This window comes from Streptomyces griseochromogenes (genome assembly GCF_001542625.1).
Taxonomy (GTDB): Bacteria; Actinomycetota; Actinomycetes; order Streptomycetales; family Streptomycetaceae; genus Streptomyces; species Streptomyces griseochromogenes.
The window spans coordinates 9,599,096-9,619,359 of the sequence record NZ_CP016279.1; the positions used below are offsets into that span (position 1 = coordinate 9,599,096).

19 protein-coding genes and 2 tRNA genes are annotated in these 20,264 nt (G+C 72.0%); 16 read left to right on the forward strand and 5 right to left on the reverse strand.

Annotated elements, in window-relative coordinates:
* Window positions 1–229: 229 nt before the first annotated feature.
* The 7 genes from AVL59_RS41745 (at window position 230) to AVL59_RS41775 (ending at window position 6,684) form a co-directional block, all read left to right on the forward strand.
* Entirely contained in the window at window positions 230–1,174 is a 945-nt protein-coding gene (locus AVL59_RS41745) for a phosphatase PAP2 family protein (RefSeq protein ID WP_067314856.1), read from the forward strand.
* Window positions 1,071–2,261 (forward strand): hypothetical protein, encoded by a 1,191-nt coding sequence (locus tag AVL59_RS41750; protein WP_079147250.1) that lies wholly within the window; start codon window positions 1,071–1,073, stop codon window positions 2,259–2,261. The genes AVL59_RS41745 and AVL59_RS41750 overlap by 104 nt, the downstream gene beginning before the upstream one ends.
* Complete coding sequence (locus AVL59_RS41755; protein ID WP_067314859.1) at window positions 2,252–3,850, forward strand: hypothetical protein; 1,599 nt, start codon at window positions 2,252–2,254, stop codon at window positions 3,848–3,850. Before AVL59_RS41750 ends, AVL59_RS41755 begins: the two co-directional genes overlap by 10 nt.
* Window positions 3,847–5,184, forward strand: coding sequence for an AAA domain-containing protein (locus AVL59_RS41760; RefSeq protein WP_067314861.1), 1,338 nt, complete (start codon window positions 3,847–3,849; stop codon window positions 5,182–5,184). The genes AVL59_RS41755 and AVL59_RS41760 overlap by 4 nt, the downstream gene beginning before the upstream one ends.
* A gap of 257 nt (window positions 5,185–5,441) precedes the next feature.
* Window positions 5,442–5,813 (forward strand): hypothetical protein, encoded by a 372-nt coding sequence (locus AVL59_RS41765; protein ID WP_067314862.1) that lies wholly within the window; start codon window positions 5,442–5,444, stop codon window positions 5,811–5,813.
* 210 nt (window positions 5,814–6,023) lie between these two features.
* A complete protein-coding gene (locus AVL59_RS41770) occupies window positions 6,024–6,617 on the forward strand; it encodes a bifunctional DNA primase/polymerase (RefSeq protein ID WP_067314864.1) in 594 nt (197 codons plus the stop codon).
* A tRNA-Lys gene (locus tag AVL59_RS41775) sits at window positions 6,608–6,684 on the forward strand. Before AVL59_RS41770 ends, AVL59_RS41775 begins: the two co-directional genes overlap by 10 nt.
* Before the next feature lie 115 nt (window positions 6,685–6,799).
* On the opposite strand, the gene AVL59_RS41780 is transcribed toward AVL59_RS41775, so the two are convergent.
* Window positions 6,800–8,014, reverse strand: a complete 1,215-nt coding sequence (locus AVL59_RS41780) for a M6 family metalloprotease domain-containing protein (RefSeq protein ID WP_067318401.1) — start codon at window positions 8,012–8,014, stop codon at window positions 6,800–6,802.
* Window positions 8,015–8,379: 365 nt separating this feature from the next.
* Between AVL59_RS41780 and AVL59_RS41785 the strand changes: the two genes are divergently transcribed.
* The gene (locus AVL59_RS41785; protein WP_067314866.1) at window positions 8,380–10,191 is read left to right on the forward strand and encodes a putative bifunctional diguanylate cyclase/phosphodiesterase; all 1,812 of its coding nucleotides are present in this window, start codon (window positions 8,380–8,382) and stop codon (window positions 10,189–10,191) included.
* On the opposite strand, the gene AVL59_RS41790 is transcribed toward AVL59_RS41785, so the two are convergent.
* From AVL59_RS41790 to AVL59_RS41800, 3 genes are all read right to left on the reverse strand, one after another.
* The gene (locus AVL59_RS41790) at window positions 10,170–11,258 is read right to left on the reverse strand and encodes an LLM class flavin-dependent oxidoreductase (protein ID WP_067314867.1); all 1,089 of its coding nucleotides are present in this window, start codon (window positions 11,256–11,258) and stop codon (window positions 10,170–10,172) included. The genes AVL59_RS41785 and AVL59_RS41790 overlap by 22 nt on opposite strands.
* A gap of 222 nt (window positions 11,259–11,480) precedes the next feature.
* On the reverse strand, window positions 11,481–12,212 hold the full coding sequence (locus AVL59_RS41795; RefSeq protein WP_067314869.1) for a maleate cis-trans isomerase family protein: 732 nt from the start codon (window positions 12,210–12,212) through the stop codon (window positions 11,481–11,483).
* Window positions 12,209–13,024, reverse strand: coding sequence for a maleate cis-trans isomerase family protein (locus AVL59_RS41800; RefSeq protein ID WP_067314871.1), 816 nt, complete (start codon window positions 13,022–13,024; stop codon window positions 12,209–12,211). The genes AVL59_RS41795 and AVL59_RS41800 overlap by 4 nt, the downstream gene beginning before the upstream one ends.
* A 126-nt stretch (window positions 13,025–13,150) precedes the next feature.
* On the opposite strand from AVL59_RS41800, the gene AVL59_RS41805 reads away from it, so the two are divergent.
* Together AVL59_RS41805 and AVL59_RS41810 are read left to right on the forward strand one after the other, a co-directional pair.
* Window positions 13,151–14,104: a D-2-hydroxyacid dehydrogenase gene (locus tag AVL59_RS41805; RefSeq protein WP_067314873.1), complete on the forward strand. Its 954-nt coding sequence runs from the start codon at window positions 13,151–13,153 to the stop codon at window positions 14,102–14,104.
* A gap of 16 nt (window positions 14,105–14,120) precedes the next feature.
* Window positions 14,121–15,509, forward strand: coding sequence for an amidase (locus tag AVL59_RS41810; protein WP_067314874.1), 1,389 nt, complete (start codon window positions 14,121–14,123; stop codon window positions 15,507–15,509).
* Here AVL59_RS41810 and AVL59_RS41815 read toward each other — a convergent pair.
* A complete protein-coding gene (locus tag AVL59_RS41815) occupies window positions 15,490–15,984 on the reverse strand; it encodes a DUF3830 family protein (RefSeq protein WP_067314876.1) in 495 nt (164 codons plus the stop codon). The two genes, AVL59_RS41810 and AVL59_RS41815, sit on opposite strands and share 20 nt — an antisense overlap.
* Window positions 15,985–16,031: 47 nt before the next feature.
* Here AVL59_RS41815 and ehuB point away from each other — a divergent pair, with 47 nt between their 5' ends.
* The 6 genes from ehuB (at window position 16,032) to AVL59_RS41845 (ending at window position 20,241) form a co-directional block, all read left to right on the forward strand.
* Window positions 16,032–16,949 carry an ectoine/hydroxyectoine ABC transporter substrate-binding protein EhuB gene (gene ehuB / locus AVL59_RS41820; protein WP_067314878.1) on the forward strand — a complete coding sequence of 306 codons (918 nt, stop codon included), beginning with the start codon at window positions 16,032–16,034 and terminating at the stop codon, window positions 16,947–16,949.
* The gene (gene ehuC / locus AVL59_RS41825; protein WP_067314879.1) at window positions 16,946–17,668 is read left to right on the forward strand and encodes an ectoine/hydroxyectoine ABC transporter permease subunit EhuC; all 723 of its coding nucleotides are present in this window, start codon (window positions 16,946–16,948) and stop codon (window positions 17,666–17,668) included. The genes ehuB and ehuC overlap by 4 nt, the downstream gene beginning before the upstream one ends.
* Window positions 17,665–18,315 (forward strand): ectoine/hydroxyectoine ABC transporter permease subunit EhuD, encoded by a 651-nt coding sequence (gene ehuD / locus AVL59_RS41830; protein WP_067314881.1) that lies wholly within the window; start codon window positions 17,665–17,667, stop codon window positions 18,313–18,315. Before ehuC ends, ehuD begins: the two co-directional genes overlap by 4 nt.
* Window positions 18,305–19,087 carry an ectoine/hydroxyectoine ABC transporter ATP-binding protein EhuA gene (ehuA, locus tag AVL59_RS41835; RefSeq protein WP_067314883.1) on the forward strand — a complete coding sequence of 261 codons (783 nt, stop codon included), beginning with the start codon at window positions 18,305–18,307 and terminating at the stop codon, window positions 19,085–19,087. Before ehuD ends, ehuA begins: the two co-directional genes overlap by 11 nt.
* Window positions 19,088–19,323: 236 nt before the next feature.
* Window positions 19,324–20,082 carry an IclR family transcriptional regulator gene (locus AVL59_RS41840; protein WP_067314885.1) on the forward strand — a complete coding sequence of 253 codons (759 nt, stop codon included), beginning with the start codon at window positions 19,324–19,326 and terminating at the stop codon, window positions 20,080–20,082.
* Between the two features lie 85 nt (window positions 20,083–20,167).
* Window positions 20,168–20,241: transfer RNA gene (locus AVL59_RS41845), tRNA-Lys, on the forward strand.
* The last annotated feature ends 23 nt before the right edge of the window (window positions 20,242–20,264 follow it).

The window sequence follows — 20,264 nt, forward strand, 5'->3', positions numbered from 1 at the left end:
CCTTTCCGGGAGAGAGACGCCAAGCAGACGCCGGAAGAACGACGAGAAGCGGAGTCCCTCCATCATCGCTCACCCCGGGCACGGGCAACCCGGCGGGCGATGTCGGCGTCTTTGAGGGCTGAAGCGCCCGCAAGGCCGGGACAGCGCCCGCAGGGCCGGGATATGCACGACGTAAAGTGGCACGGTCGCCCGCCGGGGCGCACCACAGCAGAAGGGGGAGGGCGATCGGATGCCGCAGACCGAGACACCGGGCACCAAGGCGGTCCCGCGGACCCGGCTGCGGTGGTGGACCGAGCTCCCGCTGATCCTGCTGGTCTACGGCTGCTACTCGGCCGGCCGCCTCCTCGCCCGCGGCGACGTCACCTCCGCCGTCGACCACGGCCTGTCGATCCTGCGGATCGAGAAGGCCCTGCACCTGAACGCGGAGCACCCGCTCAACCGGCTGTTCACCCGCGAGTCCTGGCTCGGCGTACCGGCCGACTTCTGGTACGCCTCGCTGCACTACCTGATCACGCCCGCCATCCTGGTCTGGTTGTTCCGGGCCAGCACCACGCACTACCGCGCGGCCCGCACCTGGCTGATGACGTCCACGTTCATCGGCCTGATCGGCTTCACCCTGCTGCCCACCTGCCCGCCACGCCTGCTCTCCGGGAACCACGGCTTCGTCGACACGATGGCCCAGTACAGCTCGTACGGCTGGTGGGGCGGCGAGGCCAGCGCCCCGCGCGGCATGGGCGCCATGACCAACCAGTACGCGGCGATGCCGAGCCTGCACGTGGGCTGGGCGCTGTGGTGCGGGGTCATGCTGTGGCGCTGCGGCGGCACGCGCCTGGCCAAGGTCTTCGGCGTCGCCTACCCGTTGCTGACCGCGATCGTCGTCATGGGCACCGCCAACCACTACTTCCTGGACGCGGTCGCGGGGGTGGCCGTGATGGGCGTGGGCCTGCTGCTCGCACCGCGCGTGATGCGCGGTGCGGATCTGCTCCGGACCCGTCTGACCCGTCGTACACCACCGGTCCCGGCAGGCTCCGGCTCCCCGATTGTCAGTGGCGGATGCCAGACTTCCGCGGGTGAGCGAATTCCACGGCAGCGCGAGTCGCAGCACGCATCCGCGGCCGGACCCGACGCCTCCCCCAGCGACGCGGGCGAAGGGGCTCCGGCACAGGCTCGCTGAGCTGCGCGGCCCTGACGTACCGGCCAAGGCGCTGGACGCGCGCGCCCTCGCGGCGCTGGCCGCGAACCCCGGGTGCCGCAGACGGGCGATCCTGGACGGCGCCGGGGTGGACAAGGCGGCGCTGGCGAGCGCGCTGGGCGCGCCCTCCGGTTTCGGTCAGTCGCAGTTCGCGCTGACCCGGGGCAACGCGTTCGAGGCACGGGTGAAGGCCGACGGCGGCGCGGAGCTGCTGCGGCTGGTCCGCTCCCGTCTCGACGCGGGCGCCGAGCCGCCCGCCGGGGCCGCCGTCCCCGACCTGTCCGCGCCCGGCCCCGAGGGGCGTACGGCCCGTACGGCGCTGGCGCTGCGCGAGGCCGTGGCCGCCGGCGGCTGGACGCTGCTCGACCATCCCATGCTGGCCCTGGAGGTGGCCGGCTCGCTCGCGTTCCTGGAGCCGGACGCGGTGGTGGTGCACCCGGACGGCAGCTGGACGGTCGTGGAGATCAAGTCCTTCCCGATGCTGGACGGTTCGGCCGACCCGGCGAAGGTGGGCGCGGCCGCCCGCCAGGCGGCGGTGTACGTGCTGGCCCTGGAGGAGGTCGCGGCCCGTCTCGACCCTGTGCCCCCGGTACGGCACCGGGTGCTGCTGGTGTGCCCGAAGGACTTCTCCAACCTGCCCACCGGCTCCGCCGTCGACGTGCGCAAACAGCGCGCGGTCACCGCCCGCCAGCTGGCCCGGCTCACCCGCGTCGAGGAGATCGCCGACGCCCTGCCCGAGGGCACCTGCTTCGCCCCGGACCGGCCGGCCGAGGAGCTGACGGCGGCCGTGGAGGCGGTCCCGGCGACCTACGCGCCCGAGTGCCTGTCCGCCTGCGAACTGGCCTTCCACTGCCGCGAACGCTCCCGTGCGGCGGATGCCGTGACCCGTCTCGGCCGCTCCCTGCGCGCGGAGCTGGGCGGCCTGACGACGGTCGAGGACGTCCTCGCGGCGGCCCGCGGCGACAGCGGCGACCCCGACGACCCGGCGGTGACGGCCCTGCGCCGGGCGGCGGCACTGCGCGCGCAGGCGCTCGCCGCGGCCGGCCGGGAGGTGGCCCCTTGTCGCTGATCGCCACCCTGGCCCGGCTGGAGGCCGTCAGCACCGGACGGGCCCGGCCCACCGCGACCGTCCGCCACCGCCGTCTTTCCGACCGCCCGCTGGTCCTTGTACCGCTCACCACCGCCGGTGAGGCCGGCGCCCCGCTCGGCGCGCTGGTGGGTACCGACCGGGACGCGCCACGCCTGCTGGTCGTACCACAGCCCCGCGACCGTGACCTGCGCTTCGCGTTCCTCTCCGAGCTGGCCGATGTCGTCCTGCCGTACCTCGACTCCTACCAGGAGGCCGTCGAGGCGGCCGAGCGCACCGAGACCGACCCGGAGACCGGCAAGCGGGTCAAGGTCGAGGTCGAGCTGTGCGCGGACGCGCCGCAGCTGATCGTGCCGAGCCGGGCGGGCCTGGACCACGTACGGCTGCTCGGCCGCTCCATGCGCTTTCGCCGCACCGCCGAGCAGGACCCGGAGACACCCCACCCCGCGCCGCCCCGCATCCCCCTGCTCGGCCGCTGGCTGACCCACTACGGCGAGCGGGCCCGGGTACCCGGCTCCTCGCTCCTCCTGGCGCTCACCGACGTGCTGTCCCGGCACTGGGCGACCGGTCAGTCCAGCCTGGAGGACCAGCACCTGGGCTCGCTGCTCGCCTGGATCGACCCGCCCGCGGGCTCCACCGGCGCCGAGGCCGCCCGGCAGGCCGAGCTCGCCCGCGACGCCGGAGGCCAGCTGCTGTGCCCGCCGGCCGGCCCGGCCACCGACCCGGCGTTCGACAACAAGCTGCTGGCCCCGGCCATCGAGCGCTACGACCGCGCCCGCGGCGCGCTGGCCGCCGCCGAGGACGCCCTGGAGGCGGACGACCGGCTGGCCTCGCTCACCGCCGCCGAGCGGGACATCCGCGACCTGGTCGAAAGCCGCACCCGGCCCACCTGGGACGCGGTGTGGCAAGGCCTGGACCTGCTGCGGGCGCTGCCGGAGGGGGCGCGTGTCGAAGAGCGGTGGACCCGCGACCGCTGGTCGTTCACCGCCCACCGCGACCGGGTGCTGGCCGGCGAGCCTCCGCAGCCGCGCCGCGACGACGCGGTGACGGCGGCGAACAAACTCGCCGCACGGGAGCGCGAACAGGCCCGCCTCGATGCGCAGGAGGCGCTGGACGACCCGCTGGTGATGGCGGGACGGCGGCTGGCCGGGGAGGCGTTCGCGGGCGAGGTGACCGATGTCGTCATGGCGTACGGCGAGGGCAAGCGGCCCAGCCCGCGCCCGCTGGTGACCGTCCGCACGGACGACCGGCCGCATCTGCCGGAGCGCGCGAAGGTGTACCGCTCGCTGGGCGGCAAGCCGCAGGCGGCGGAGTTCGCCGGGTACGAGGGCTCCCCGGACGAGGGCGTTCTCGTTCTGCGGATCGTCGACAAGATGGGCCGGGGCAAGGAGCCCGAGCCCGGTTCGGTGCCGGAGAAGGGCGACGCGGTGTGCTTCACCCTCTTCGAGCACGAGGCGCGCGGCGGCGCGAAGCTGCCCGACCCGGAGGAAACCCCGTGGACGCACGGCGGACCGCCGGGTGAGGCCCCGCCGGAGGCACCCGACGCCGTGACCGAGGAGGACGTGCTGTGACGACCGTCGGCTTCGACCCCGCGGCCGCGGCCGCCCGCGCCACCGACTCGATCCTCCACGACACCCTGCACGGCACCGAGCGGGGCGTGGTCGTCGACTCCCCGCCCGGAGCCGGCAAGTCCACCCTGGTGGTCCGGGCGGCCCTGGAACTCGCCGAGGCCGGACGCCCGTTGATGGTGGTCGCCCAGACCAACGCCCAGGTGGACGACCTGGTGCTGCGGCTCGCCGAGAAGAACCCCGACCTGCCGGTGGGCCGCCTGCACAGCAGCGACACGGACCCCTACGACAAGGCACTGGACGACCTGGCCCACATCCGCACGTCGGCGAAGGCGGCCGACCTTCAGGGCCTGCCGGTCGTCCTGTCCACCGCCGCGAAGTGGGCGCACGTCAAGGTGGACGAGCCGTGGCGGCACGCGATCGTGGACGAGGCGTACCAGATGCGCTCGGACTCGCTGCTGGCCGTCGCCGGTCTGTTCGAGCGGGCGCTGTTCGTCGGCGACCCGGGCCAGCTGGATCCGTTCGCGATCGTGGGCAGCGAACAGTGGGCGGGCCTGTCGTACGACCCGTCGGCCTCGGCCGTGACGACCCTGCTGGCGCACAACCCGGAGCTCCCGCAGCACCGCCTGCCGGTCTCCTGGCGCCTGCCGGCCTCCGCGGCCCCGCTGGTCTCGGACGCCTTCTACCCCTACACCCCGTTCCGCAGCGGCACCGGCCACGCCGACCGGCGCCTGGCCTTCGCCGTCCCCTCCGACGGCTCGGGCCCGGACCGGGTCATCGACGAGGCGGCGGCATCCGGCTGGGGCCTGCTGGAGCTGCCCGCCCGCCATACCCCGCGCACCGACCCGGAGGCGGTACGGGCGGTGGCGACGGTCGTACGGCGCCTGCTGGACAGGGGAGGCGCCGCCGTCTCGGAACGCTCATCGGACCCCGCCCCGCTCACGGCCGACCGCATCGCCGTCGGCACGGCCCATCGCGACCAGGCGGCGGCGGTCCGTTCGGCGCTGGCCGAGCTGGGCGTGGCGGATGTCACGGTCGACACCGCGAACCGCCTCCAGGGACGTGAGTACGACGTGACGGTCGTCCTCCACCCGCTCTCCGGCCGCCCCGACGCCACCGCCTTCCATCTGGAGACCGGCCGCCTGTGCGTCCTGGCCTCCCGCCACCGGCACGCCTGCATCGTGGTGTGCCGGGCCGGCGTGGGCGACCTCCTGGACGACTATCCGTCCACGGAACCCGTCCAGCTGGGCACGCTGGTGAAGTTCCCCGACGGCTGGGAGGCGAACCACGCCGTGCTGGCGCATCTGGAGGAGCACCGGGTCACCTGGCAGCCCTGACCCGATCACCGACAGCCCCGGCCCGACACCCCGCCCACCCGCCGGACGGAGTCCGGCACGCCGCCGGAGGCGGCCGAAAGACACAGCGGACCACGCGGTGCCGGAGCATCTGGTGGAACACCGGGTGGCTTGGTGGCCCTGAGTGTTCCGGAAGGAGTTTCCAGCAGCTCTGAGGTCCCCTTGCACCCACGCGAGACAATGGACGATGGCCCACCGGAAGGCGGAGCCCACCGGATCGTACGAGGAGGAGAGAAGACATGGCGGAGCCCACGCCGCGTCGCAAGGAACCGCGGCTACGCCCCGCGCCCCTGATCTTCGAGCCGGCGGAGGCGGCCGCCGATCCCGAGCACTTCTTCGACCTGGAGTCGATCGAGGATCCGCAGGCGCTGCTGGCCCGGGCGACGGAGCTGGCCCAGGCGTTCCGCGCGGCGGCCGACCGGGCCGTGGAGTTCCAGGCCGTCGCGGCGGCCCAGCTCGCCGACCCGCGCCGGTTCGACCGGCTGACCCCGGCGGCGATCGCCGAGCAGGCGGAGTGGACCGAGGACTACGCGAAGCGGATGGTGGAGTTCGGCCAGGATCTGATGCGGGGTGCCGACACGGAGGGCCGTACGCCCGTCGATCCCGTCTGATCCGCGGACCCCGCGGCCCCCGCGGACCCCGCCGAGCCCATTCGGCCCATTCGGCCCATCCAGCCCATGCGGCCCGCCGGCCTCGCTCGGACGCCGCCCAGCCCGCCTGGCATATGCCAGGCGGGCAAGATACTCCCCCTCGCGCCCCCTTGTCCCGAGTTTCCGCAACTCAGGAGAACCGCGCACTCACGGCCGGTACATCTGGTTGGCATGAGCAGCACGCCGAATGTCACCTGCGCCACCCCCGACGGAACCGCCTGGCTCGCCTCGGCAGGAACGTATCCGCGAAGCACCCTCGCCCTCTGGCGGGAGCGCCCGGACGCCCCGCTGGTCCTGCCCTGCGGCACCGTCTTCGACGTGGTGAGCGCCCCCGCGATCTTCGGGCGCCGGATGCTGGACCGGTTATGGGACGAGGGCCCGGGATCCGGACCGGTCGCGATGTTCCGGGGCCGCATGCTGCTGTTCGCGGCCCCGGGGACGGCCCAGCGACTGCCGTCGCTGCTGACCTGGGAGGAGTGGGGCGGCGCCCATGGCTGCGGGACGAGCCGGACGGCGGACGTGCCACCGCTGCTGTGTCACGGCACCGGAGACGCCGTGACCGTTCCCGCCCTGTCCGGCAGCGAGTCCCCCGCCTCCGGCGGCTCCCGGTGGCTGGTCGCCCCCGACACCCGCCACCCCTGGCTGCCCGGCCCCGAGGTGGTGCTCTGGGCGGCCGTCAGGGCGGCTCGCGCGGCAGTGCGGATATCGATTTTTCCTCCCGCCGACCAGGATGCTAAGGTCTACGACGTCAGCAGGCGCCGCTAGCTCAGTTGGTTAGAGCAGCTGACTCTTAATCAGCGGGTCCGGGGTTCGAGTCCCTGGCGGCGCACCATGACGATGGCGAGGCAGGTTCGCGGAGACGCGAGGCTCCTCGCCATCTCTGTTTCCGCGCGGCTTCGCCGCCCGTTGCCAACGGCTCCGCGTGAAGGCTCCGCTCTCCCGAGCAGTCAGCCCGCCACCTCCTGTGTGATCTTCACGGTCCACGCCCCGGACGCCGTCCGGTCCTCCACCTCCACCCTCACACCGGCCCCCGGCACCGTGAAACTCTCCCCGAGGGCGACCGGGGCGTCGGCGAGGGGCGGATAGACCGAGTTCTCCCAGCACGCCTCGGTCTGCGGGTGGGCGTCCACCACCTCGACCGGGCCACCGCCGGACTCCGCACCGCCGCGCACCCGGTAGACCAGGATTCCCTGCCGGCAGACCGCACGGTCGTTCCCGGCCGAGGTACGCACTTCGAAGGCCAGCGCGCTGTCCGGTCCGGTGCGCACGACGGCCAGCTTCGCGCCGCGACCGAGGCCGAAGGCGGGGGCGCCTGCCGCGCCCCGCACCGGGACGCCCGGCCCGGCCTCCAGGGGCTCCAGGGTGATGCGGGTCGGTCCCGCGCCCCGCACACACACCACCTGGCGCGGATCCAGCCAGCCCAGCTTCCACTTGTGCCAGGCGAACAGGTCCGGGGACAGCCCGAACTGGCTGCCCATCAGGTCCCAGTCGCCGACGTAGGTGTCCCAGTCCCCCTTGCCGTCGACCGGGCGGTGGTAGAGGTCGGGAAGGTCGAAGACATGGCCCGTCTCATGGGCGAGGACCAGATGGTCGGGCGGGTGCTTCTCGAAGACCGTCACCACCCGGCGCACATCCGTTCCGTCCACATGCATGGGGGTGTCGAGATTGACGACCTTCGTCGCGTCGGAGTCCACCCCGGGCGCGTCCGGGTCGGCGACGAAATAGACGACGCGGTAGCGGGAGAAGTCGACCTCCTTGTCGGCCACGGCGAACGCGTCGCGCAGGTAGGCGGCCCGGTCGGCGGCGCTCCAGTCGCGCTTCATGGCGTACGCGGTCGACGGCTGCGGCATGCGCAGCCAGTGCCCCAGCGGATGCGGGCGCAGCGTGAACCTGCCGTAGGAGGCCCGCTCGAAGAAGCGGCTGGTGGCCGGGAAGTGGTCGGCGGTCAGCTCGGCGGGAGTGGTCCGCGGGTCGGCGTCCGGGAAGGAAAGGAAGATCATCACGGCGTCGAGCGCGCCGGCCGGGCGGGCGTAGTCGGAGTTCCAGGTGTCCACCCCTTCCGAGTGGTGGACGTCGGTCCGGTGCAGGGCGCAGGGCGCCGGGGAGAAGGGCTCGGCGACCGACGGGCCGGTGAGGATCGAGGTCGCGGCGAGCGCCGACATCGTGGTGAACACGGCGGCGGTGCTGCGCAGCTTGGGCACGAAAGGACCTCCGGATGCGGTTCACGGGACACCGAATCCAGATTGTGCGAATTTTGCGACGTTCGCCCTGTTTGCCTGAACCGGAAGGGTGAGTGCGCCCATTTGTGCGCCCTCGCGCTTCCGCGACCGACACCCCGAACCACTCACGGAACGTCACAACTGGTCGGGGGCCTGATGAACCCGTCCAGGTGCGGGCAGAAACGATCTGTCAGAACCTGTGGTCCGTCCTGGACACTGGGGAGTGGCTGGAAGGCCTCCGGGCCAGCCTCTATGATCGGCACACTTTCCGGCACGGACAGAGATCGAGTGCACTGCGGGAGCGAGCGGTGAGCGGAACGTCCGAAGGGCCGACGCCCGCGGCAGACCTCGACCGGTCAGCCGTTACAGACAGTGATCACAACACCTATCACCGTGTCTTCGCGACCGCCCCGCTCTCCATGGCCGTCGTCGATCGCGAAGGCCTCGTCGTCAGCGCCAACGCCGCCTTCGGCGAGCTGCTCGGCGCCCACGCGGAGTCCCTGCCCGGTCGGGTCGCCGCCGACCTGGTGGACCTGGCCTCCGACGCGCGCACCTGGCACGCCTACCGCGAGGTCCTGCGCGGCCGGCAGGCGAGACTGCGCTGCACCCGACGGCTGAAACATCCCGACGGGCACTCGGTGTGGGTCCAGGTCACCGTGGCCCCGCTGGCGGGTGACGGGCCCGGCGTCCTCGTGTCGGTCGCCGACATCGGCGCCCGCCGCGAACTCCAGGCCAGGCTCAGGCACTTGCAGATGCACGACCCGGTGACCAGGCTGCCCAACCGCACCCTCTTCTTCGAGCGCCTGTCGGTCGCCCTGGAAGCGGAGTCGTACGAGCTGAGCGGCACCGGCCGGATCGGCCTGTGCTATCTGGACCTGGACGGCTTCAAGGCCGTCAACGACACCCTCGGCCACCGGGTCGGCGACCGGCTGCTCGCGGCCGTCGCGGAGCGGCTGACCCGGGTCGCCGACGAGGCCGGGTACGCCCGCGCCGGCACCCCCCTGGTGGCCCGGCTCGGCGGCGACGAGTTCGCCCTGCTGGTCGAGGACTCCACCGGCACCGAGCAGCTCGCCGACCTCGCCGAGTCCGCGCTGAAGGCCCTGGAGGCACCCTTCGACCTGGCCGGGCAGCGGCTGTCGCTGACGGCCTCCATCGGTGTCGTGGAGCGGCATGCGGCCGGTACGACGGCCACGGGGCTGATGCAGGCGGCCGATACGACCCTGTACTGGGCGAAGGCCGACGGCAAGGCCCGCTGGACACTGTTCGACCCCGAGCGCAACGCGCACCGGATGACTCGCCAGGCACTCTCCTCCACCCTCCGCCCCGCCATCGAGCGCGAAGAATTCGCCCTCGAGTACCAGCCCTTGGTGGGCATGGAGGACGGGCGGCTGAGCGGGGTCGAGGCGTTGATCCGCTGGAATCATCCTCAGTTCGGCACACTGACGCCGAATCGGTTCATCGGATTGGCCGAGGAAGACGGTTCGATCGTTCAGCTGGGCCGTTGGGCGCTGGCGACCGCCTGCCGGCAGGCCCGTCGCTGGCAGCTGGACAACCCCGGCGAGCCGCCGATCTTCGTGAGCGTCAATGTGGCGGTCCGTCAGGTGTGGGATTCGGACCTGGTGGCGGACGTGGCGCAGACCCTCGCCGAGACCGGACTCGCCCCGCATCTGCTCCAGCTGGAGCTGACCGAGTCCGCCGTGATGGGCTCGGGGGGCCGCCCGCTCCAGGCCCTGCAGGCCCTCAGCGACATGGGCGTGCGCATCGCCATCGACGACTTCGGCACCGGCTACTCGAACCTGGCGTATCTGAGCAGGCTGCCCGTGTCGGTGCTGAAGCTGGACGGCTCCTTCGTGCGCGGCTTCCAGTACGAGGGCGACAAGAGCACGGTGGCCGTGCCGCCCAACGCGGCCGACGAGGTGATCGTGGAGGCGATGATCCAGCTGGCCCACCGTCTCGGTCTGACGGTCACCGCGGAGTGCGTGGAGACCTCGGCGCAGGCCACACGGCTGCGGCGGATCGGGTGCGACACCGGGCAGGGGTGGCTGTACTCCCGTCCGGTGCCGCCGGATCGTATCTCCGAGCTGCTGGGGGCGCAGGCCTACGCGGTGGGCAAGCCGTAGGCGTCCGCGATCAGTTCGTAGGAGCGCAGCCGCAGTGCGCCGCGGTGGGCGTGCGAGGTGAGCATCAGCTCGTCGGCGCCGGTGCGCTTGTGCAGGTCGTCCAGGCCGGAGCGGACCTCGTCCGCCGTACCGTGCACGATATTGGCGCTCCAGGAGGCGACGAAGTCCTCCTCCACCGGGCTGAACTCGTACTTCGCGGCATCGTCCGGATCCGGGAAGAGGCCCGGCCGCCCGGTGCGCAGCCGGATCATGTTCAGCGCGGTGGCCCTCACCTGCCGGCGAGCCTCACGCTCGTCGTCCGCGGCGAGGGCGGAGACGCCGATGAGGGCGTACGGCTCGTCGAGCACCGCGGAGGGCCGGAAGGTCTGCCGGTACAGGTCGAGGGCCGGGATGGTGTTCTGCGCGGAGAAGTGGTGTGCGAAGGCGAAGGGCAGTCCGAGGAGACCGGCGAGGCGGGCGCTGAAGCCCGAGGAACCGAGCAGCCAGACGGGCGGGCGGTGCGGGGACTGGACGCCGCCCGGGCTGCTGCCCTGCACAGGCCCCGGAATCGCGTGAATCCGCCGGTAGGGATGCCCGTCGGGGAAGTCGTCGTCCAGGAAGCGGATGAGCTCCGCGAGCTGCTGCGGGAAGTCGTCGGCGCCCTCGTCGAGGGTGTCGGCGCGGCGCAGCGCGGCGGCGGTGGCTCCGTCGGTGCCCGGGGCGCGGCCCAGGCCCAGATCGATCCGCCCCGGCGCCATCGCCTCCAGCGTGCCGAACTGCTCGGCGATCACCAGCGGGGCGTGGTTGGGCAGCATGACGCCGCCGGAGCCGAGCCGGATGCGGTCGGTGTGGGCGGCGAGGTGGGCGAGGATCACGGCGGGCGAGGAGGAGGCGACGCCGGGCATGGAGTGGTGCTCGGCCACCCAGTACCGGTGAAAGCCGCGCGACTCCGCGAACCGGGACAGCTCCACGCTGGTACGCAGCGCATCGGTCGCGGTACTGCCCGCGCCGACGGTCACCAGATCCAGTACGGAGAGGGGGACGGGGGCGGTCCCGTGAGTCGTGCCCCGGATCTCGTCTGCCGACACGGTGTGTGCCTCCTGTTGTCCGACCGTGAACTGTCCTGCCGGGCCATAACAGGAGGCGGTCCCCGGTTATTCCTCTTGGCTGATCGAGGCGGGCCTGGGGTGGGCTCCCGGTTCCTGGGCGGTCGGGGCGGGGAGCAGGGAAACCTCTCGGGGTGCCGAGTCGGGTGGGTGGGAGATGGGGGGCTGGGGCGGAGCCCCGGGGGCACCGGGGGCCGGTGTCGGTCAGGCCTGGACGATGGGCTCACGGGTGAACAGTGTCCCCAGCACAGGAGCGTTCACCCTCCGATCGGCCAGCCGCAGCCCCTCCCACACCGACACCTGGTTCGCCGTGAGCACCGGCTTGGACAGCGCCTTCTCCAGCAACCCGAGGTGCGCGGCCGTGTGCAGCGCCGTGTCCGGCAGCAGCACGGCCTCCACACCGGAGGCATCCGCCGCCCGCGCCAGCGTCAGCACCTCCTCCTCGCCCCACGTACCCACCTCCGCGGCCGTGACGATCCCCGAGGACCGCACCCCGGCCACCTCCAGCCCTCCGGCCCGCAGGAAGTCCGCGAACAGCGCGGCCACGTCCTCCGGGTAGGTGGCACCCACGGCGACCCGTCGTACGCCGATCTCCCGCGCCGCGTGCACGAACGCGAAGGACGTCGAGGAGGCCGGCATCCCCGCCAGCCGGGCCAGCGCCCGCACCTGCTCCTGGGCGCCCTCCCAGCCGTACACGAAGCTGCCGCTGGTGCACGCCCACACCACCGTCTCGACGCCGGTCAGCCGCAGCTGCTCCACGCCGGCGGCGAGCCGCTCGGCCGAACCCATCTCGCGCAGCGCGTCCACCCGGTGCGCGTCCACACCGATGTCCGTGTGCACCAGGTCCACCCGGATGTCGCTGCCCAGAAGCTGCTCGATGCGCGGATAGTCGCCCTCGCCGGAGTGGCCGGGGTAGAGGAATCCGAGTGCGGTCATGTCAGCCCTTCTCCGTGGTCCTGGTGGTCCTGGTGGTCCGGTGTCTCTTCCGTCAGTGCGGGCCACACCCGCGCGGTCTCGTCGAGCAGCGCCTGATAGGGCCCCACGGCTCGGGTACCCAGTCGGCGCAGCGCCGCCCACATCGTGACCTGGTTGGCCGACAGGACGGGGATGCGCAGCTCGGCCTCCAGCTGGGGGATCACGTCGTAGGTCGCCAGGTTGGTGCACGAGATGAACAGCGCGTCGGCCGAGCCGGGACGCACCGCGCGGTGGGCCATCGCGACCACGTCCCGGTACGGCACCTGCCAGATGCGCCGGGTCAGCCCCATGAAGGAGCAGCCGGTGACCCGTACGCCCGCCTCGGCGACGTACCGCTCCAGGGCGCGGGTGACGGACACCGTGTACGGGGTGACGAGGGCGACCCGGCGTATCCGCAGCTCCTCCAGTGCCTCCAGCAGCGCCCCCGAGGTGGTGACCGAGGGCAGCGCGTCGCCGTCCCCGCTCATCGCCGCGCACATCGCCCGCTCCCCGGCGATCCCGCCGACGAAGCTGCCGGAGGTGCAGGCGTAGGCCACGACCTCGGGGGCGACGGCGCTCAGCGCGCGCACCGCGTCGACGAGCGTCTCGTGCTCGCTGACCAGCCGGGCCAGGTCCAGGCTCACCTCGACCGGCACGAACGGGGTACGGGTCAGGTGCAGCGACACCTCGTCGGGCACCCAGCGCCACAGCTCGCGGTCGAGGGCGAAGTCGAAGGGCGCGACCACAGCGACACCGCGCTGTGGGCGGGGGCCGCCGAGAAAGGAGACGTCCATGGCAGCACCGGCCTCACACGGGAAGAAGGGACGGCAACGAATGGTGGATGCGCCTGTGTTGACGAAGGTAGGTTCCGGTGCGAGCGTGGTCAATCCGCGCATGTCAGACGCTCGGAGCCGCCCCGTATGACGCCGCCCCTCCCCACCCTCCTGGTCCTCGACGCCGACCCCCCGCCCCGGCTCGGCCGCCTCACCGGCCGGGCCCGGATCGTGCACACCGACCCGGCCGGCCTCGCCGCGCGGCTGCCGGAGGCGGACGTGCTGCTGGTGTGGGACTTCACCTCGCACGCCGTGCGCGAGGCCTGGCCCGGGGGCGGGCGGCGGCCGCGCTGGGTGCACACGGCGAGCGCGGGCGTGGACCATCTGATGTGCCCCGAGCTCGCCGCGTCCGGCACCGTGGTGACCAACGCGCGCGGGATCTTCGACCAGCCGATCGCCGAGTACGTGGCCGCCCTGGTGCTGGCGGTGGCCAAGGACCTGCCGCGTACGCTGGAGTACCAGCGGGAGCGGGTCTGGCGGCACCGGGAGACCCGGCGGGTGGCGGGCACGCGCGCGTGCGTGGTCGGCTCCGGCCCGATCGGCCGGGCGATCGCGCGCAAGCTGAAGGCCCTGGACGTGACGACGGCGCTGGTCGGCCGGGAGCCGCGCACCGGCATCCACGGCCCGGGCGATCTTGACCGGCTGATCTCCCGCGCGGACTGGGTGATCTGCGCCGCGCCGCTGACCGAGCAGACGACCGGCATGTTCGACGCCCACCGGTTCGGCGTGATGCAGCCCTCGTCGGTCTTCGTGAACGTCGGCCGCGGGCAGCTGGTCGACGAGGACGCGCTCGCCGAGGCGCTGCGCAGGCGCTGGATCGCGGGCGCGGCCCTGGACGTGTTCACCGCCGAGCCCCTTCCCGAGGACAGCCCGCTGTGGGGACTGCCGGGGCTGATCGTCTCCCCGCACATGAGCGGCGACACGATCGGATGGCGCGATGAACTCGGCCTTCAGTTCGTGGAGTTGTACGAGCGGTGGGCGGCGGGCAGATCACTGGTGAACGTGGTCGACAAGAAACGCGGCTACGTCCCCGGTCACTGATCCACCAGGAGGGTGCATGCAGCTCACCGACCTGACCGCCGTACAACTCCTCGACGGCTACCGCAAGGGCGAGTTCAGTCCCGTGGAGGCGACCGAACAGGCCCTGGAGCGGGCGCGGCGGATCCAGCCGGAGGTGAACGCGTTCGTGCGCCTCACCGAGGAGGACGCGCTGGCGCGGGCGCGGGACTCGGAGCGGCGGTGGCGGCGCGGCGAGCCGGCCGGGCTGCTGGACGGGGTCCCGGTCACCGTGAAGGACATCCTGCTGCTGCGCGGCCACCCCACGCTGCGCGGCTCGAAGACCGTCTCCGACCAGGGCGGCTGGGACGAGGACGCACCGTCCGTCGCCCGGCTGCGTGAGCACGGCGCGGTCTTCCTCGGCAAGACGACGACACCCGAATTCGGCTGGAAGGGCGTCACCGACTCCCCGCTGTCCGGAGTGACCCGCAACCCCCACGCCCCCTCCCGCACCGCGGGCGGCTCCAGTGGCGGCAGCGCGGCGGCCGTCGCGCTCGGCGCGGGCCCGCTGTCGCTGGGCACGGACGGCGGCGGCAGCATCCGTATCCCGGCCGCGTTCTGCGGGATCTTCGGTCTGAAGCCGACGTACGGCAGGGTGCCCCTGTATCCGTCGAGCCCGTTCGGGACCCTGTCGCACGCGGGCCCGATGACCCGGGACGCGGCCGACGCGGCGCTGCTGATGGACGTCATCGCGGCCCCCGACGCCCGCGACTGGTCGGCGCTGCCGCCGGCGCCGGGGTCCTTCGTCGCCGCGCTGGAGGGCGGTGTGCGCGGGCTGCGGGTCGCGTACTCCCCGACCCTGGGCGGGCAGGTCGCGGTCCGCCCGGCGGTCGCGGCGGCCGTACGGAAGGCGGTGGCGTCGCTCGCGGGCCTCGGCGCGTACGTCGAGGAGACCGACCCGGACTTCAGCGACCCGGTGGAGGCCTTCCACACCCTGTGGTTCAGCGGCGCGGCCCGGCTCACCCAGCGCTTCTCGCCGCACCGGCGCCGGCTGCTCGACCCCGGCCTCCGGGAGATCTGCACCCAGGGCGCCCGCCTCGGCGCGCTGGACTACCTGGCCGCGGTGGACGTCCGCATGAACCTCGGCCGCCGCATGGGCCGCTTCCACGAGACGTACGACCTGCTGGTGACACCGGCACTGCCGCTGACGGCGTTCGAGGCGGGCGAGGAGGTGCCCAAGGGGTCCGGCCTGCGCCGCTGGACCGGCTGGACGCCGTTCACCTATCCGTTCAACCTCACCCAGCAGCCCGCGGCGACGGTCCCCGTGGGCACCGACGACGACGGATTGCCGGTGGGAATGCAGATCGTCGCGGCCCGGCACCGGGACGACCTGGTGCTGCGGGCCTCACACGCCCTCTACGAGGCGGGGCTCACGCTCGCCGGAAGCTGAGCGTCTCCCCCGCCGCCCCGCCGCGCCACAGGTCGTTGCAGGCCTCGGCCATGCGTTCGAGGCCGTCGACGACCTGACCCCAGACGATCCCGGGCACCCACCCCACGTCCCCGTTGAGCAGCAGATTGTTGCGCTCGTAGAACAGGGCCAGATCGACGACCGTGCTGCCGGGGCGCAGCTCACGGTCGTAGCCATAGGCCTTCGTGCCCAGTTCGGCGCCGGCGAAGGAGAAGTAGCAGAGGTCGCCGGGGATCGGGGTGACCGTCGGGTTTTCCAGTGGGGGTTCCGTGGAGGCGAAGGGCGGGAAGAGGGCGTAGATCTCGTTGCGCGCGTATTTGGCGTGAAAGACGTCGCCCGCGAGGGGCAGGGCCTCCCACACCGCCGCGCAGGTCAGGGGCGCGCGGTCGTCCAGCAGGCGTGCCGTGCAGTGTGCGTCCCGCTTGTCGAGCGAGACGGTGACGAATCGATCGGCCATGGAATCAAGGGTGCATACGACGGGTCCGGTTGGGTAGCCGCGCCGCCATGGCTCCACCAACTGGGAACGACGTAGACACATTCCGGTCGGAAAACAGACACAGCAGACGCTCGGTGCTCGCAAGCCTCGCGGCGGTCGGCGTCCTGGGGGCCGCGGGCTGTTCGCGGGTGGCCTCGGCCTCGGGCAAGCAGGGCGGCGACCTGCTGCAGCGGCTGCGCGCGCAGGGGGTCGTGCGGCTCGGGATAGCCGGTGAGATCCCCTTCGGGTACATCGACAAGGACGGCCATCTCACGGGGGAGGCGCCCGAGCTGGCGAAGGCGGTCTTCAAGCGGCTCGGCGTGGACCGGGTGCAGCCGGTGCCGACCGAGTTCGGCTCGCTGATTCCGGGGCTGAAATCCCAGCAGTTCGATGTCGTGGCCGCCGGGATGTACGTCAATCCCGAGCGCTGCCGGCAGGTGATCTTCGCGGATCCGGACTATCAGATGCTGGATGCGTTCATCGTGCGCAAGGGCAACCCGATGGGGTTGCACTCCTACCGGGACGTAGTGGAGAAGAAGGCGAAGTTCGCCACCGGGACGGGGTACGCCGAGATCCAGTACGCGGTCGAGGCAGGGTACAAGGAGGGCGACATCCTGATCGTCCAGGACCAGGTCGCCGGGCTGAACGCCGTCGAGGCCGGGCGCGTCGACGTCTTCGCCGGTACGGCGCTCACCGCCCGCGAGGTGGTGAAGAAGTCCGCCTCGACGGAGGCCACCCGGCCGTTCGCGCCGCTGGTCAAGGGCGAACCGCATGTCGACGGGGGCGCCTTCGCGTTCCGGACGGGCGAGACGAACCTGCGTGACGCCTTCAACGTCGAGCTGCGGAAGCTGAAGAGGAGCGGGGAGCTGTTCCGGATCCTCAGGCCCTTCGGCTTCACCAAGGCCGAGATGACCGACCTCACCGCGAAGGAGCTGTGCGGCGGATGACCTCGGGGCTGTGGGAACTCGTACTCAAGGGGGTCTGGACGACCGTCCAGCTGCTCGTCTTCAGCGCGCTGCTGGCCGCCGCCGTCTCCTTCGTCGTCGGTGCCGCGCGCACCCACCGGCTGTGGATCGTGCGCTTCCTCGCCGGCTTCTACACCGAGGTCTTCCGCGGCACCTCGGCACTGGTGATGATCTTCTGGGTGTTCTTCGTGCTGCCGATCGCCTTCGGCTGGCAGCTGGTGCCCATGTGGGCGGGCACGCTGGCGCTCGGGCTGACGTACGGCGCGTACGGCTCGGAGATCGTGCGCGGCGCGCTCAACGCGGTCGACCCGGCGCAGAAGGAGGGCGGCGTCGCTCTCGGCTTCACGCCCTGGCAGCGGCTCAGGCTGGTCGTACTGCCCCAGGCGGTGCCGGAGATGATCCCGTCCTTCTGCAACCTGCTCATCGAGCTGCTCAAGGGCACCGCGCTGGTGTCGGTCATGGGCATGGGCGATCTGACGTTCAGCGCCGGCCTGGTGCGGCTGGCGCTCCAGCAGAGCGCGGAGATCTACACGTACGTGCTGCTGATCTACTTCGCGATCGCCTTCGTGCTCACGCGGCTGATGCGCGCTCTGGAGAAGCGGCTGAAGGCGGGGATCGGCAAGGAGGCCGGCACGTTCTCGGCGGCCCGTGAGCTCAAACGCGCGCAGACGACCGGTGTCGGGGGGAGTGGTGTCGTATGACGTGGGACTGGAACGCCGTGCGCGACTTCATGCCGCACTTCTGGGACGGGCTGCTGGTCACGCTGCAGATCCTGGCCCTCGGTTCGCTGCTGTCGTTCACCCTCGGCCTGGTCTGGACGCTGCTGATGCGCGCGCCGAGCCGGTGGGTGCGCTGGCCCGTCGGGGTGGTCACGGAGTTCGTGCGCAACACCCCGCTGCTGGTCCAGCTGTTCTTCCTCTTCTACGTGCTGCCCGAGTGGGGCCTGACCTTCTCGGCCCTGGCCACCGGGATCTTCGCGATCGGCCTGCACTACTCGACGTACACGATGCAGGTCTACCGGGCCGGTATCGAGGCGGTGCCCGTGGGCCAGTGGGAGGCGGCGACGGCGCTGAACCTGCCCCTGTGGCGGACCTGGACCGCGGTGATCCTGCCGCAGGCGATCCGCCGGGTGATCCCCGCCCTCGGCAACTACGTGATCGCGATGCTCAAGGACACGCCGATGCTGATGGTGATCACCGTGCTGGAGATGCTCGGGCGGGCCCGGCTCTTCTCCCAGCAGCACTTCCAGTTCACCGAGCCCCTCACCGTGATCGGGGTGGCCTTCATCCTCATCTCCTACCTGGCCTCCCTTCTTCTGCGAGCCCTGGAGCGACGCCTTGTCCGTTGAGACCCGTACGAAGTCGTCCGTCACCGACGCCCAGCCGACCGAGCTGATCCGCCTGGCGGGCGTCACCAAGCGCTTCGGCGCCAACACCGTCCTCGACCAGCTGGACTTCTCCGTCGACGCCGGCAAGCACGTGACCCTGATCGGCCCCTCCGGCTCCGGCAAGACCACGATCCTCAGACTGCTGATGACCCTCACCAAGCCGGACGAGGGCACGATCACGGTCGACGGGCAACAGCTCTTCCCGGCGCCGGAGAAGCAGATCCGGGAGGTCCGCAAGAAGATCGGGATGGTGTTCCAGCAGTTCAACCTGTTCCCGAACATGAGCGTGCTGCGGAACATCACCGAGGCGCCGGTGCAGGTACTCGGCATGTCCAGGGACGAGGCCGAGGCGCGCGCCCGCGAGCTGCTGGACCTGGTGGGGCTCGCCGACAAGTGCGACGCCCGGCCCACCCGGCTCTCGGGCGGCCAGCAGCAGCGGGTGGCGATCGCCAGGGCGCTGGCGATGCGGCCGCGCGTGCTGCTGCTGGACGAGGTGACCTCCGCGCTCGACCCCGAGCTGGTCGCGGGAGTCCTCGATCTGCTCAGGGACATCGCGCGCAGCACCGACATCACCATGCTGTGCGTGACCCATGAGATGGGTTTCGCCCGGGACATCTCCGACCAGGTGCTGATGTTCGACTCCGGGCGGGTCATCGAGTCGGGCCCGCCGGAGAAGATCTTCAGCGATCCGGAGCAGGACCGCACCCGGGAATTCCTCAGCGCGGTGCTCTGACTACGTGGTGTGAAGACGGTAAGTGCCGAGGTCCCAGCGATGGGTGATACCTCTGGCATATGCCAACGGATCTGCGCCCCAGTTGGGAGGGGTGGGCGAAGACCATAATCTCGCCAACCCCCTCTCCCCAACGACCCGTTGACCGTTATCGTGATAGAGAACCGCCGACCGGATTTCACGGCCAGACGAGCGAGCGCAGACAAGCGAGCGCAGACAGGTGAGCGCAGGGGGAAACCGTGGCGCTGATGCACGAGCCGACCGCCCCGTACCACTCGGCCCAGGACGCGCTGCGCGTGCTGGAGACCGTGGCCCGTCACCCCGCCGGCGTCACCGACACCGAGCTGGCCCGCCGCACCGGCCTGGGGCCCGAGCGACTGACCGGCCTGCTGCGCATGCTGCGCCGTGAGGGCTACGTCGAGCAGATCACCGACGGGGCGTACGTCACCGGGGACACGCTGCGCCGCCTCACCTCGGCGCACGGCCGCGAGCGCGCCCTGCGCGACAAGCTCCAGCACACGCTGGACCGGCTGCGGGACTCGGTCGGCGCGGCCGTCTACATGAGCCGTTACGTGGACGGCGAGGTCAGGGTCACCCAGTACGCCGCCGGTCCGACCACCCCGGCGGTCAACGAATGGGTCGACTTCCGCTACTCCGCCCACGCCACCGCCGTGGGCAAGAGCCTGCTGACCCAGCTGGACCACAACGCCCGCCGCGACCATCTCTCCCGGCACAAGATGGCCCGCCTCACCTCGCGCACCATCACCAGCGACAAGCTGCTGCTCTCCCGTCTGGAGTCCCAGCCGCCGACGGTGCCCGTGCTGGACCTCCAGGAATACGCGATCGGGACGGTCTGCGCGGCCGTCCCGATCACCGCGGGGTCGTCGGTCGGCTGCCTGGCGCTGTCGCTCCCCGTGGAGCACGCGCACCGGCTCCGGCAGGCCGCGGACGCGCTGAACCGGAACGCGGCACCGGTCCTGCTCTCGCTCACGATCTAGGCGGTCACGAGCACCCCCCGGAACCAGGTAGTATTTTCTTCGTCGCCGACCGCGGGAAGAAAAAACCGCGAAAGGCGGGAGTCATGCGCCGCTAGCTCAGTTGGTTAGAGCAGCTGACTCTTAATCAGCGGGTCCGGGGTTCGAGTCCCTGGCGGCGCACAGATGAAGGGCCCTTCGCCTCG